The organism is Brooklawnia sp., from assembly GCF_032229645.1.
Classification (GTDB): domain Bacteria; phylum Actinomycetota; class Actinomycetes; order Propionibacteriales; family Propionibacteriaceae; genus Brooklawnia.
In genome coordinates this window covers 1,526-15,623 of the sequence record NZ_JAVTWX010000030.1, presented here as the reverse complement: position 1 = coordinate 15,623, position 14,098 = coordinate 1,526, and the positions used below count along the sequence as shown (strand labels likewise).

At 66.6% G+C, this 14,098-nt stretch carries 11 protein-coding genes; 10 read left to right on the top strand and 1 reads right to left on the bottom strand.

Annotated features, from left to right (window positions below; all coding sequences use genetic code 11):
• Positions 1-4,151, bottom strand: a 4,151-nt coding sequence (locus AAFP05_RS01960) for a DUF6531 domain-containing protein (protein WP_341728172.1), incomplete at its 3' end; no start/stop codon positions are given.
• A 1,107-nt stretch (positions 4,152-5,258) separates the two neighbouring features.
• Here AAFP05_RS01960 and AAFP05_RS01955 point away from each other — a divergent pair.
• The 10 genes from AAFP05_RS01955 to hemL form a co-directional block, all read left to right on the top strand.
• Positions 5,259-6,296 (top strand): o-succinylbenzoate--CoA ligase, encoded by a 1,038-nt coding sequence (locus AAFP05_RS01955; protein ID WP_341728171.1) that lies wholly within the window; start codon positions 5,259-5,261, stop codon positions 6,294-6,296.
• The gene (locus AAFP05_RS01950; protein WP_341728170.1) at positions 6,293-7,432 is read left to right on the top strand and encodes a thiolase family protein; all 1,140 of its coding nucleotides are present in this window, start codon (positions 6,293-6,295) and stop codon (positions 7,430-7,432) included. The genes AAFP05_RS01955 and AAFP05_RS01950 overlap by 4 nt, the downstream gene beginning before the upstream one ends.
• Before the next feature lie 82 nt (positions 7,433-7,514).
• The gene (locus tag AAFP05_RS01945) at positions 7,515-8,744 is read left to right on the top strand and encodes a glutamyl-tRNA reductase (protein WP_341728169.1); all 1,230 of its coding nucleotides are present in this window, start codon (positions 7,515-7,517) and stop codon (positions 8,742-8,744) included.
• Positions 8,741-9,652, top strand: coding sequence for a hydroxymethylbilane synthase (hemC, locus tag AAFP05_RS01940; protein ID WP_341728168.1), 912 nt, complete (start codon positions 8,741-8,743; stop codon positions 9,650-9,652). Before AAFP05_RS01945 ends, hemC begins: the two co-directional genes overlap by 4 nt.
• Before the next feature lie 10 nt (positions 9,653-9,662).
• A complete protein-coding gene (locus tag AAFP05_RS01935) occupies positions 9,663-10,415 on the top strand; it encodes a uroporphyrinogen-III synthase (RefSeq protein ID WP_341728167.1) in 753 nt (250 codons plus the stop codon).
• Positions 10,412-10,945 carry a universal stress protein gene (locus tag AAFP05_RS01930; protein WP_341728166.1) on the top strand — a complete coding sequence of 178 codons (534 nt, stop codon included), beginning with the start codon at positions 10,412-10,414 and terminating at the stop codon, positions 10,943-10,945. Before AAFP05_RS01935 ends, AAFP05_RS01930 begins: the two co-directional genes overlap by 4 nt.
• A complete protein-coding gene (locus tag AAFP05_RS01925; protein ID WP_341728165.1) occupies positions 10,942-11,400 on the top strand; it encodes a CrcB family protein in 459 nt (152 codons plus the stop codon). The genes AAFP05_RS01930 and AAFP05_RS01925 overlap by 4 nt, the downstream gene beginning before the upstream one ends.
• Complete coding sequence (locus AAFP05_RS01920; protein WP_341728164.1) at positions 11,397-11,765, top strand: CrcB family protein; 369 nt, start codon at positions 11,397-11,399, stop codon at positions 11,763-11,765. Before AAFP05_RS01925 ends, AAFP05_RS01920 begins: the two co-directional genes overlap by 4 nt.
• A gap of 72 nt (positions 11,766-11,837) precedes the next feature.
• Positions 11,838-12,812 (top strand): porphobilinogen synthase, encoded by a 975-nt coding sequence (hemB, locus tag AAFP05_RS01915; protein WP_341728163.1) that lies wholly within the window; start codon positions 11,838-11,840, stop codon positions 12,810-12,812.
• Positions 12,812-14,098 (top strand): glutamate-1-semialdehyde 2,1-aminomutase (gene hemL, locus AAFP05_RS01910; RefSeq protein ID WP_341728162.1); only part of this gene is annotated, 1,287 nt, incomplete at its 3' end. The genes hemB and hemL, both read left to right, overlap by 1 nt.

The window sequence follows — 14,098 nt, the reverse complement described above, 5'->3', positions numbered from 1 at the left end:
AGTAGCCCGCTGGTGGTGGTCGCGCCGATGAAACCTTGCACGGTGTGGGGGCCGGGTCCGGTCGCATAGTGGTAGGCGCCGGTTGCCGATCCTGACGCACTCCCGGAAACGACTCCGGCCGCGACGGTGGCTTTGAGGCCGGTGAGCCCCAGCTTGCCGGCCACGCCTATCCCGGTGAAACCTCCGAGCACGCCGCTGATGACGACTTCGCCCCAGTTCACCTCGCCGGTGGTGACCTTTTGGACGATAGTGTCTGCACCGGCTGCCATCAGCATCATGCCTGCCGGGCCACCGACTCCTGTCGCCATCAACACCCCGCCAGCGACGACCATTGCCCCGCCGATGAGGTAGTCCCGGTTCTCTGAGATCCAATCACCTGCGGCGTTCCACGCCTGCGCGAGTGGTCCTTGCAGACCATCCGCATAGGCCCCCAACTCTTCGTCGGTCACCGGACGCAGGCCGAGCGGGTCCACAGCGTGCAGCGGATCATTCCCGGCATATGAGTAGGGGTTGCTGGCCCAGGCGGCCCCGGTCACCGGGGCCAGTGGGTCCACGCTGAGGAACCCGTGCGAGGCAGGATCGAAAACACGTGATCCCATCCATTCCAGGCCGGCGATATTCACGCTGCCATCAGTGCCGAGGGATGCGCCCGCTGTGGAACTTCCGGAGACACCAGCCAGTGTCTGCCAGGGATCTTCGTCAGCTGTCGCACGGGCTTGCCGCCATGCTGGCTGCCGCCACTGCCCGTCGATGCCGTTGAGGCCACCCGGGCCATGGAAGACGCTGGTTCCCCCGATCGAGATCAGGCTGGGCGTGATGGCCGCGGTATCCCAGGAAAGAGTTTTACCGTCGAGATGAGCGAGTTCGCCCAAAGCGTCCACCCATAGATCGGTATCTCGGGATTCCTCGCTATCGTGCTGCGATACCTTCGACAGCCAGCCACGCGAATCCCACCGGTAGTCGGTGACGCCCTCACCATGGGTTTTCCGGATACGGCGACCTTGCCCGTCGTAGGCATACTCGGTGCGTTCACCGTCCGAACCGCTGACGCTCAGAAGCTGCCCGGCCTCGTCGTAGCTGTACTGGCGTTCCCCTTGTGGGCCGGTCTCGCGGGCCATCCGACCGGACGTGTCATAGGCCCAGGTGGTGATGTGGTTTTGTCCGGCCGCCTTGACGAGCTGACCCGCCTGATCGTGGGTATAGGTCACCGGCCCGCCGGGACCATCGATACGGATGATGCGGCCATCCTCGTCACGGATGATGCTGGTCGACGTGCCGCCTTCGGATGTGGTGCGGCAATGTTCCACGACCTGGCCATCGGCGTACTTCCAGGCCTGCAAAATATCACCGGCCCGGCTTTCGCACAGTCTTCCGGACGCGTCATAGCCGAGCCCTATCTCGCCGAACACCGAGTGCACGATCCGAGTGGTGCATCCCACGGCGTCATGCTCGTAGGAGATCCGTGTGCCATCGGGTGCGACCATCGAAGTGCGCACGCCGTCCGGGTCGTATACCCAGCTACTCGTCCGGACGCCTTCGGCCGTGTGGGTGACACGTTCGATGAGGCGGCCACACCTGTCGAACCGCAAGGCGTGGGCCGCCTTCCCGCCTGGCGCGGTGTAGTCAGTGATCATCGCGGTGCGTGTCCGGGAATCACGCTCGATCGCAGTCAGCGGGCGCCCGTTCGCGCTCATCCCGATCGCGAGCCCAGCAGCGTCGTAGCACCATTCGAGAGTGTCGCCGTCTGGGTCAGTTTGCGAAAGCTGGCGTCCAGCCGCATCGTAGCTGGCGTAGGTGGTGCGACCCAGCTGGTCAGTGGACGACGCCACCTTGTCCAACTCCGTGTAACTACGGGTGGTGACTCCACCCACCGGATCAATGACCCGGATCATCCGGCCCCGCGAGTCGTACTCGTAACGCGTAACACCGCCAAGGCTATTCCTGGCAGCTATCAATTGCCCGGCCGCATCGTAGCTGAACCTGCGTTCACCCAACCATGCGTCGTGGACGCCCACCACCCGCCCCGCCTTGTCGTAGCGGTAGCGCCGTGTCCCGAACCCCGGGATGCGTTCCCGGAGCACCCGGCCCATCGGGTCATAGTCGATCTGCGTGACCTCACCGGTGGGTGATGTGCGGGCAACAACCCGCGAATCCGGATCGTAAGAGAGAGTGGAGCGGCCACCGAGCGGATCAATAGCTGCCACGGGTCGGCCGCAGGCATCGTACTCGTAGCGTGTAAGGCGCCCCGCCGGGCTGGTGAAAGCGATCACGCGGCCCGCCTGGTCGCGTCCAATGCGTGTGAGACCGCCGTCGGCGTCCAAGATCTCCACCACACGGCCACAGGCATCATAGGTGCAGACCTCGGTCGAGCCATCGGCTCGCTCCCGTTTGACAGGCCGCCCATACTCGTCGGTTTGAACGGTGACCTCGTCGAATGCGGTGCGCAAGCTGGCCACGCCGTCACAACGATCATGGGTGATCCCGGTTACCACACCGGTCGGGTCTACCGTGCGGGTCAACTGGCCTGTCGAATCGTATTCCCGGCTCCACGCGCCACCGGCAGGATCGATGATCTCGAGCAATCTCGCCAGACCGTCGTGGACGAATTCCCAGCCCGCCCCGTCCGGCAAGGTCACCGACGACAGATTTCCGTCCTCATCGAACTGCCTGCGAATCACCCGGCCGAGCGGATCCCTGGTAGCGACGAGTTCCCCATGCGGTCCGTATTCGAATTCTGTTCGCGCCCCCAATGGATCGATGGTCGCCGTGATCTTGCCACCGGCACCATGCTCGAAAGCCCAAATAGCGCCGTCCGCGTCCTGGCGGGAAGTCAATAGACCGGCGGCATCGTAACGATATTTGGTCGTATTGCCCGATGGGGACACCGCCTGAATGATCCGCCCTGCTGGATCATGCACAAAACGTGCGGTATCGCCGGCCATATTCGTGATCGACACCAGATCACCGAAGCCGTCGTAGCCGAAGCGCAATGCGACACCCTCGGGGTCAGCGATGCTTGTCAGCAGGCCGTCGCGCCACCCGATCTCCGTGCGGCCGCCGACCGGATCGATCATCGTTGAGGGATTGCGATCGCTGCTTGAAGCGTAGGCACATTCGGTGACCCCGCCTGAGGCCGTGACCACCGTCGTGAGCCGGTCGGATTCATCGTAGCCAAAGGTAATATCGGCGCCCTCAGGCGTGACAGTGCGGATCCTGCGGCCACGATCATCGTAGGCGTGAACCGTGGTCTGGCCGTCACGTTGCGTGACAGAGACCAGATTCCCGTGACGATCATAGGCCATCGATTGCCGTTTGCCGTCCGCGTCGATGATGCCGACGATCCGGCCTTTGCGGTCGAAGATCCAGGTATTTGCCTTTGAACCATCGTGATTCGACACCGACGTGACTCTGCCGGGAAGATAGGCGAAACGCACCCGACGACCAAACGGGGTGACCTGCTCGATCACGCGGCCCGAGTCATCGTAGGCGTTCTCGCATTCCACCACGCCAGCGGCCGACACGACCTGATCGATCAGTCCTTGCTCATTCCAGTGGTAGCCGCGCGAGCCCGCTTCGCTGCGGGTACCAGTCAGCCGGCCGCACGAGTCATATTCGTACTCGACCCGGCGTCCATCCGAGCTGGCGATATAGGCGACCCTGTCACCCAAATATTCGACCGCGATGCTGCGGCCCCGCTGGTGAAACAGCCCGGTGATTCGGCCGTCATTACCCCGCGTCACCCGGATCCCTGCGCCTGGGCGAAGGCTCCAGCCGAGCGCACGTCCTGCGGCGTTGAATGCCCACCATGCGTCAGCATTGTTCCGCACGACCAACAACTGGCCATCATGCCGCAGGAAAGCGGCAAGATCGGCATCGTCCTCGGCGGCAAGCCAGTAGTTCTCGCCTGCAGCGCGATCCCAGCCTGTGCCCAGCCGGGGGAAATGGATCTGTCGTCCATCAGCCATCACGAAATTGGCGCCTTCATCGGTCAGTGTCAGGCCTATATCAAGCACTGACCACCAACCAGTACCGAACGCGCCAGCACGTGAATCCAGCGAGTTGTACATACGCGTGAACGCCAGCGATACCGCCGCGCCCTCACCGAGAAGATCCACCTCGGGCTCCAAGAAATTCCCGGTGGCAGTGTTCACAGGATCGTTGGAGAAACCAGTAGTAGGAGGCGTGCCGATCGCCTCAAACGGGCCAATGATGAAATCACCGCGGAGCGAATCGACTCCGGCAGAGGCCAAAGCGGCCGCAATAGACGCGTCGGACACAGTCACGACTCCCGAGCCACTTCCCGCAGCCTCAAAAGCTGAGGCGACCGTACCCGCCCACTGAGCATCTGCCTCGTTTGCGTCCACCCAATCTTGGCAAGCCTTCGCCACTGAATGGGCACTGAGGTCACCCCAATAACCGTTGCAGTCAGATTCGTACGTCGACAACGCATTGCTGACCGCGGTGAACGCAGGCTTAATATCCGAATCCAAGCCACGGGTCCCTGACGCGAAGCCGCGAAGATTCTCAGGAACCGCTGAAGACGTGCCTGTTTGTGACTGACCAGAAGGGATCTCCCGGCCAGAAATGGTCACACCATCCGAGCTAAGTTTGGGCTCGGGTTCAGGTTCTGGCGGGCGCGGGTCGTCATCCGCACCAAAAGCCGACTTGATGTCCTCCCAAGCCCCCAGGAAGAAATTCTCTTCACGCCTGCGCTGGCGTTCCTCCCATGCGCGTGCTTCTTCGCGTCGCTTATCTTCCGCCCTGGCTGCGTCCCGCAATTGGGTCGCGTAGTCGGCCACGGTGCGCAGCGCATCGGCGAGGCTATTTGCGCTACTTCTCGCCAGATCCGCGTTCCTGGTGAAGACCTCGGCAAAATGACCTCGAAACTCCGTGCTGCCAGTCGACGCATTCGATGCACGTGACCCGCGCTGCCCTTCCAACGAAGCGGCAGCCTTGTTCGCAGCACTGATCAGCGTGTCAGCCGCGCCATAGGAATACTGAGTCGGATCGCTACCGCCGATTCTCGCCACCGCGCGCACTCACTTCCAATTGGGCGACACAGCCAGGGCAGTGTGCCGCCTCACCACAACGAGGAACCTCAAGCCCAAGATCGGAAAAACCACCACCAAAATCTGGGGTGCAGGGGTGCCTCCGGAAATACCCAGCGGCCAGCCGCCAAGCGCGCATCACTATAGCAGTCCTAGACTCCAATGCCTGGCGCTCTCGCAATTACGCCGCTGCCGGTACGATCTGTGGCAATGAATCTCCTTAACGGTGTTAACCGATGCGACGGCGAGCCCGTCGATGTCGCCGTGGCGCCAGATCCGGTGGCGGCCTTCTGGCACGCCCACCGCAACGCACGGCCGATCGCCGTACACACGTCCGGGACGACCGGCCGGCCCCGAACGGTTCTGCGCAGCACCGCGTCGTGGACCGATTCTTTCGGCTTCGCCGCCGCCCGGCTGGGGCTTTCGCAGACAAGCAGATTCCACATTCCCGGGCCGCTGAGTGCGACGATGAATCTCTTTGCGGCCTGCCTCGCCGGGTTCTCGGGCGTCGGCTGGTCGCCGGACCCGGCCGGAGCCACCCATTGCACGCTGACGCCGTCGGGTCTGGCGCGGGCGCTGGGCACCGGACGCCTGCGGCCCGGCCTGGTGGTGCTGGTTGCCGGCGACGGGCTGAACCGAGGGCTGCGGGACGAAGCCGTCGGGCAGGGATTACGGATCGAGCACTACTACGGCGCGACCGAACTTTCGCTGGTGGCCTGGGGAAGCTGCCGCGACGATCTGCGACTCTTCGACCGGGTCGAGGCACGGATCTCGGACGGATGCATCTGGGTGCGTTCGCCCTGGCTCTCGGATGGTCCGGCACCTGGTTCACCACCAGGACCCTGGCGACTCGCCGGCGACGGCTTCGCCAGCGTCGGCGATCGTGGTCGGCTGGACGACCACCGGCTATGCGTAGCGGGCCGGGAGGGCTCGATCACGACAGGGGGCGTCACCGTCGAACTCGCACCGCTGGCTGCGAGGTTACGTGCGGTGGCCACCGGGGAGATCCACCTGGTGGGCATCCCGCATCGGGTCGTCGGGGAGGTACTGGCCTGCGCGGTGACGCGTTCGGACGATATCGAAGCGCTGCGGTCGTGGTCACAGGCACACCTGTCTGCTGCGGAGCGTCCACGCGCCTGGGCCTACATCGACGAGCCGCCGCTCACCGCGGCGGGCAAACTGGACACGGCGGCGCTGGCAGCGCTGATCCGCGAGCATCGCACGGCACTGGAGGACGACCGGCCATGAGTAACCAACCCGTCATCATCGACGCTGTGCGCACACCGATCGGTACCGAGCACGGGGCGCTGAAGCACGCCACTGTCGACCAGCTGGTGACACCACTGATCGCCGAGTTGGCTGCCCGCTGTCCCGCCCCCGAACAGATCGAGCAGGTGATCCTCGGCAATCTGCGCGGACCGGGCGGCAACCTCGCCCGCTACTGCGCACTGGATGCGGGATTGCCGCAACGGGTGACCGGACTGACCGTCGATCAGCAGTGCGGTGCCGGGCTGGCAGCCGTCGAGTGCGCCCGCGGCGCCCTCGCACTGAATCCCGGCTTCGTCCTCGCCGGGGGTGCGCAGTCCGCGTCCACGCAGCCGCGAACCTTCTGGCCGGATGGCTCGACCGCAGGCCCGGATGCGCTCGAGGAGTTCACCCGGGCGCCCTTCGTACCGGAGCGCTTCGACGACCCGGGCATGGGGCTGGCTGCCGACCTGGTGGCAGCCGAACACGGTATCGGCAGGCAGCGGCAGGATGCCTACGCGGCGAGGTCTCACGAGCGGGCGGTGCGCTCGCTTTACGCCGGGACCTTCGACGCCGAGATCGTGCCCGTCGCCGATGTCAGATCGGACGAACGGCCGCGGCGGGGATTCACCGCCGAGCGGCTGGCCCGCTTTCGTCCGATCTTCCGGGACGGCGGGACGGTGACCGCGGCGAACTCCTGCGGCGTCAACGATGGCGCCGCCATGGTGCTGATGACCGACGCCGAGACGCATGCCGGGCTGGGTCTGCCCGGGCTGCGCATCCTCGACGCGGTGACGATCGGCGGAATGCCCGCTCGTCCGGGCTTCGGGCTGGTCCCTGCGGTACGCAAGCTCTACGAGCGCACCGGACTGGGGCCCGGCGATTTCGATGCCGTCGAATGCAACGAGGCCTTCGCCGGGCAGATCCTGGCCTGCCTGGACGCGATCGGCATCCCCGATGAACGCAACTGCGTCCAGGGCGGGGCGCTCGCCCTCGGGCATCCCTGGGCGGCGACCGGGGCGGTCCTGCTGACCAGACTGTTCACCCAGCTGGTACGCGAAGAACGCGGCGGCCGAGGCCTGGCTGCCATCGCCATCGCAGGCGGCATGGGGGCGGCGATCGCTGTCGAGGTCTGCTGAGGACCCTCCAGAGGACGAGGGCCGCCCAGACCCGCGGAACCCAGCTGCCACGGTTGAGGTTTCAAGAGATACGCTATGGCCCGTGCCAGTACTCGCGGTCGGGCTCAGTCATCATCAGGTGGCGACCGACGATCTCACGCAGTTCACCGCCTGCGCAGAGCAGGCGAGCGTGAGCCTGCGTGCTTCCCACGGAATCAATGGCCTGATCATGCTGGCGACCTGCAATCGATGCGAGCTCTACATCGATGCGGAGAACTTCCATCAGACCGTTCGCCTGACACGGGATCTACTGACGCAGGCGGGCGCCGGAGACCTCGTCCAGGTGATTGATGTCTATGGTCTGCGCAACGCGGTCAGGCATCTCTTCGAGGTCGCCTGCGGACTGGATTCGATGGTCGTCGGGGAATCCGAGATCGCCGGCCAGGTGCGTTCAGCACTGCAGAGCCACACCCAGCAGGCCAGCCCCGCTCTGCATCGCCTCTTCCAGATGTCGCTTGGCACCTCGAAATCGATAGCGAACGCCACGGCTCTGGGGGCGATGGGACGCTCGGTCGCCTCGATCGCCCTCGACCTGGTGGAGACCAGACACGGTGACCTGGCCGGCCGGCAGGCGTTGCTGGTCGGAACCGGGGCCTACGCCGGGGTGGTGACCGCCGATCTGCTGCGCCGCGGCGCACAGGTCAGTGTCTACTCGTCCTCGGGACGCGCCACCGCCTTCGCACGGACCCATCCGGTCAGCCCCGTCACCGAAGACCGGCTGCCCTCCGCGCTCGCCGACGCCCAGGTGCTGGTCGCCTGTAGTGGACGAGGTCGCCGCACCCATCGCATCACCGCTCGTCAGGTCGCAGATGCCCGCGACGGCCTGGACGAGCTGCTGCCGGTGGTCGATCTCGCACTGGGACGCGACGTCTCGCCCGAGCTGGCCAGCACGCCGGGCATCGACCTGATCGATCTGGATGTGGTCGGCGATCATGCTCCCACCGACCATGTCGCGTCTCTCGAACATGCCAGCGAACTCATCGACGAGGCCGTCGAGAACTATCTCAGAGCCGAACGCGCCCGGTTGGCAGATCCGGCGATCCTCGCGGTGCGCGCCTACGTCAATCGGATCGTGGATCAAGAACTCGGCGCGGCCGCCGCGCACACGTCCGGAGAGCAGGACGCGGCGGTCCGCCGCTCGGTGCGGCGGGTGGCCAACGCTCTGCTTCACCAGCCGACCGTCCGTGCCGCAGCGTCGGCGCAGAACGGCGATCTCGGCGAATTCACGTCGGCACTGGAGAAGGTCTTCGGAATCGAGGTCGACAACCAATGAGCCAGACGGCTGCCGCTGCCCCGCTGAGGCTGGGAACCCGCGGCTCGCTGCTCGCCCGAACCCAATCCCAGCAGGTCGCAGACTCGATCACCGCAGCCACCGGCCGCGCGGTCGACCTGGTCGTCGTCCGCACCGAGGGCGACGATCTGACGGTGCCGCTGGACTCGCCGTCGCGGCCCGGCGCGTTCGCCGCGGCGTTGCGCGATGCCCTGCTGGATGGACGGATCGACCTGGCCGTCCACTCGTTCAAGGATCTGCCCAGCGCGCCGCTGCCCGGGTTGACCGTGACGGCGATACCGCCGCGCGCCGATCCGCGGGATGCCTGGTGCTCGCGCGACGGCCTCGGCCTCGCCGGGCTGCCCGCCGGAGCGAAGGTCGGTACCTCCAGCCCACGCCGGGCGGCCGGGCTCAGACGGGCTCGCCCGGATCTGGAGGTCGTCGCGATCAGAGGGAATGTGGACACCAGACTTCGCAAGGTCGCCGAGGCCCAGGTGGACGCCGCAGTGCTCGCCGCGGCCGGTTTGCTGCGCCTGGGACGCCAAGCGGCAATCACCGAGTTCATCGATCCCGGCGTGCTGCTGCCCGCTCCTGCCCAGGGGGCTCTCGCGGTGGAATGCCGCAGCGGCGAACTGACCGACGAGCTGGGCGCGATCGACGATGCTCGCACGAGGCTCGCGGTGACCGCCGAACGGGCGATCCTGGCCGGAATCGAGGCCACCTGCACCACCGCCGTTGGCGCTCTGGCTACCTGGATTGACGAGGATCGACTCGAGCTGACCGTCGAGGTGAGCGGCCATCGTGGCATCGTCTTCGAGCGCATCTCACGGACCGGGCGTGTTGGCTCATCGAGCCAGGCCACCGCGCTGGGGCTGGCAATCTGCGTCGAACTCGCCCCGAAGATGTCGTGAGATCGATGCCATGAATCCGATCCTGCTGATCCGCCCGGACGGCAACGAGTCCGATGCCCGGGCGCTGGCCGAGGTAGGCGTCGAATCGGTGGCCGAACCGCTGCTCGAGGTCGTCCCCGCGCGTGAACCGGGCGCTGCCCGAAGGCTCGCGTACCGGCTGAGCGAGGCCGATCCGCAGACCTGGCTGATCGTCACCTCGCCGCGCACCTGGCGGTATTGGCGGACGCTGGTTCCCGAGCTCGACTCGGTGCTGACCGAGGCGCTGGCCAGGGGGCTGCAGGTGGCCGCCGTCGGCACCGCGACCGCTGCCTCGCTGCCGGCCTCGGTTGACCACACGGTCACTCCGCCGGGGATCAGCGCGGACGACCTGCTGGGCTTCCTGCTGGAACAGTCCCCCGGAACCGCGCTGCTGCCGGCGTCCGCACGGGCGCGCCGGCTGCTACCCGACGGGTTGACCGCCGCGGGCTGGCAGCTGCAGCAGGCCGCCGTCTACGACACGGTGCCGCGCCACGGCGTCCGGCTGCCCCATCCGGCCGGCCTTCGCGGGGTTCTGGTGCGTTCGCCGAGCGCGGCGTCCGCGCTGGCAGCCTTGCTGCCACAACCACCAGGCGAGTTCTCGATCTTCGCCGTGGGACCGATCACGGCGGCGCGTTGCCGCGAACTGGGTTGGCGACCGGTCGAGATCGGCGTCACGAAACCGTCGGCAGTCGCCGACGCGATCGCCCGCCATCTTCGCGGGAATGGGAGCATGCTGGAGGCATGAACACGACTCCGCAGCCGGCCATCGAGCGCATCACTCCGTTCGCGGGAAACGCCCTGGTCGTTGGCGTCGAACCGGGGCAGCCGGAGATCGTCGTCATCACCGCCGCCAAGCTTGCCGAGACCTTGCAGGCGAAGGTCTATTTCGCCTACGCCGATCCGGAACGCATCACCGAACGCGAATTCCCCGACGGCACCGTGCAACACAGCGGCCTGAATCCCGATTTCGCAGACGACGAGGTCTGGCAGCAGCGCCGTGACAAACTCATCGCTGCTCTGAACTCCGTGCTGGCCACAGGCCCCACCGAGTGGGAGTTTCGCTATCTGGCCGGACGCGCGGACCGCGCGCTGACCCATCTGGCACGGGCGGTCGACGCAAGTATGATCATCGTCGGCACCAGGCGCCCCGGCAACAGCGGCCGCGTCAGGCGGCTGCTTGAGGGGACCCTGGGCAGGCATCTGGCCGCCCATCAGCACCGTCCGGTGCTCATCGTCCCCACCACGGTCGTCGATTGGAAGATCCCGCTCGGATGACCGCGACTCCTGCTGCCTCGCATTCGCGACCCGCCCACGCGCGTCCGCAACTCATCGCGTTGGTGATGCTCGGCGGCATGGCCGGCACCGCGATGCGCAACGCTATCGAGACTGCTTTCACGGCGTCCGGCGAGCATCTCATGCCATGGGCGACCTTCGGGATCAACGTTTCCGGGGCGTTCTTGCTGGGCTTGTTGTCCGAGCTGCTGGTGCTGGTGGTCGCGGACGAGGAGCGCCGCCGCAGACTGCAGCTGACCTTCGGCACCGGCGTTCTCGGCGGCTTCACCACCTACTCCACCTTCCTGTTGGAGACGGTGCGGCTAGGTGAAACAAGTCATCCGTTCGCGGCTGTCTGCTATCTGGTGGGCAGCGTGGTGCTCGGCTTCGGCGCAGCCTATCTGGCCATGATCGGCACACGCCGGGTGATCGACCGCGCTCAGCGAGGCCGCCGATGATCGGGATCTGGGTGGCCATCTGCGGCGGGCTGGGCGCCGCGGCTCGCTTCACTCTCGACGGCTTCCTCAGCGAACGAATCCGGCAATCCGTGCCGACCACGACCCTGATCATCAACATGCTCGGCTCGCTGCTGCTGGGCGTCTTGACCGGCTGGATCGCCGCCGGGGGGCCCGCCGACGTCAAGACGATCGCCGGGGTCGGGTTCTGCGGTGGGTTCACCACCTTCAGCACGGCGAGCGTCGAGCTGGCCAGGCTGGTTCGAGCCGGCCGCAAGCTGGCCGCGGTCGGCCTCGGCACGGCGATGGCGCTGAGCTGTCTCGCCGCGGCGCTGCTCGGTGTCGCTCTCGGAGGGTTGTTGGGCTGAGGGTGCTCCACGCGTGCGACGGTCCGCGTCCTATTGTGGTCATCGTTGATTGCGCTCTTGAAGGAGTCTGTCTTGTCTCTCGTCCAGCGTCCCCGACGGTTACGTCAAACACCCGCTGTGCGGCGTCTGGTCGCCGAGACCAGGCTGCATCCGGCCGATCTCGTGCTGCCGCTTTTCGTCGTCGAAGGATTGGACGACGCCCGCCCGATCACCGCGATGCCCGGTGTCATGCAGCACAGTCTCGCCAGTCTGGCCGAGGCTGCCCGGGAGGCCGAGGCGGCCGGTATCGGCGGGTTGATGCTCTTCGGCGTTCCGGTGCACAAGGACGCGATCGGTTCGGAGGCGACCAATCCGGACGGCATCCTGGCCGCCGGAGTGCGGGTGCTCGCCGAGACGGTGCCGCAGCTGCCGATCATCGCAGACCTCTGCCTCGACGAGTTCACCGATCACGGTCACTGCGGCGTGCTGGACGCCGAGGACCGCGTCAACAACGACGCGACGCTGCCGCGTTACCAGGAGATGGCTGTGGTGCTGGCGAGGGCCGGGGCAACCATGGTCGGCACCTCGGGGGCGATGGACGGCCAGGTCGGCGTCTGCCGGACCGCGCTCGACCAGGCCGGGTTCACCGACACGATGATCATGGCCTATGCCGCGAAGTATGCGTCCGCCTTCTACGGGCCCTTCCGTGAGGCCGTCGATTCGTCGTTGCAGGGCGACCGGCGTAGCTACCAGCAGGATCCGGCCAATGCGATCGAGGCGATCCGTGAGGTGCGCTTGGATGTCGGCGAAGGCGCCGACATCGTGATGGTCAAGCCGGGGCTGCCCTATCTCGACATCTTGGCGGCGACGGCCGCCGAGGTCACCGTCCCGGTCGCCAGCTACGTGGTCTCGGGCGAATACTCGATGATCGAAGCGGCCGCAGCGAACGGCTGGATCTCGCGCAGACCGACCATCCTCGAGGCGCTCACCTGCGTCAAGCGGGCTGGGGCGTCCATCATCGTCACCTACTGGGCCACCGAGGTGGCCGGCTGGTTGAAGGAGAACTGATGGCCACCAACGAAGAGCTCTTCGCGCGGGCAAAGCAGGTCATGCCGGGCGGCGTGTCATCGCCGGTGCGGGGGTTCGGTGCCGTGGGTGGGACGCCGCGATTCGCCGCGAAGGCCAGCGGCGCCTGGATCACCGATGCCGAGGGCCGCGAGTATGTCGACCTGGTGGGCAGCTGGGGTCCGATGATCCTGGGACACGCCCAACCAGATGTCGTCGCGGCGATTCAGCGCAGCGTCGAGGCGTCATCGTCGTTCGGCGCGCCGTGTCTGCCCGAATTGGCGCTCGCCGAGGCAATCGTCTCGATGGTGGAGCCGGTCGAGCGGGTGCGGTTCACCTCCAGCGGCACCGAAGCCGTCATGACGGCTGTGCGGCTGGCCAGGGGCGCGACCGGGCGCGATGCGATCGTCAAGTTCGCGGGTTGCTACCACGGGCACAGCGATTCGCTGCTGGCGGCGGCCGGATCGGGGGTGGCGACGCTGGGCCTGCCCGATTCTCCCGGGGTGACACGCGGTACTGCCGCTGACACGATCGTGCTGCCCTATGGACGCCTCGACCTGGTCGAGGAAGTCTTTGCTGCCCGTGGCGAGCAGATCGCCGCGGTCGTCACCGAGGCGGTGCCCGCGAATATGGGCGTCATCGTCCCGCCCGATGGGTTCAACAAGGGGCTGCGCGAGATCTGCGATCGTTTCGGCGCGAAGCTGATTCTGGACGAGGTACTCACCGGCTTCCGGGTTGGTCCCACCGGGTACCTGGGGGCGGCCGCCCAGGCCGAGGGCTGGGCACCGGACCTGCTCACCTACGGTAAGGTCGTGGGCGGTGGCCTGCCGATGTCGGCGGTGGCGGGCGGCGCGGAACTGATGGATCTGCTGGCACCGGCCGGCCCGGTCTATCAGGCCGGAACGCTGAGCGGCAATCCCGCTGCGGCGGCAGCCGGCCTGGCCACGCTGTCTCACGCAACCGCTGAGGTATACGCCCATCTCGACCAGGTGAGCGCCCAGCTGCGCAGCATGGTCGGCGAGGCGCTGTCGGCGGCCGGTGTGCCGCATCGCATCAACAACTGGGGCAACCTGTTCAGCGTCTTCTTCACCGATACGGAAGTCACCGACTACGACTCCGCCAAGACGCAGGACATCGCGGCATTCGGGCGCTTCTTCCATAGCCTGCTCGACAATGGCGTGTGGATGGCGCCCAGCGCCTTCGAGGCCTGGTTCGTCTCTGATGCGATCGGTGACCGTGAGTTGGACGTGATCGCCTCGGCGCTGACGAAGGCCGCGGGGGCGGCGCAG

Bases quoted from the DNA above. Each gene is read 5' to 3' on its own strand.
- AAFP05_RS01955 (WP_341728171.1), top strand. From the start codon at position 5,259: ATGAATCTCCTTAACGGTGTTAACCGATGCGACGGCGAGCCCGTCGAT.
- AAFP05_RS01920 (WP_341728164.1), top strand. From the start codon at position 11,397: ATGATCGGGATCTGGGTGGCCATCTGCGGCGGGCTGGGCGCCGCGGCT.
- AAFP05_RS01925 (WP_341728165.1), top strand. From the start codon at position 10,942: ATGACCGCGACTCCTGCTGCCTCGCATTCGCGACCCGCCCACGCGCGT.
- AAFP05_RS01950 (WP_341728170.1), top strand. From the start codon at position 6,293: ATGAGTAACCAACCCGTCATCATCGACGCTGTGCGCACACCGATCGGT.
- AAFP05_RS01935 (WP_341728167.1), top strand. From the start codon at position 9,663: ATGAATCCGATCCTGCTGATCCGCCCGGACGGCAACGAGTCCGATGCC.
- hemC (WP_341728168.1), top strand. From the start codon at position 8,741: ATGAGCCAGACGGCTGCCGCTGCCCCGCTGAGGCTGGGAACCCGCGGC.
- AAFP05_RS01930 (WP_341728166.1), top strand. From the start codon at position 10,412: ATGAACACGACTCCGCAGCCGGCCATCGAGCGCATCACTCCGTTCGCG.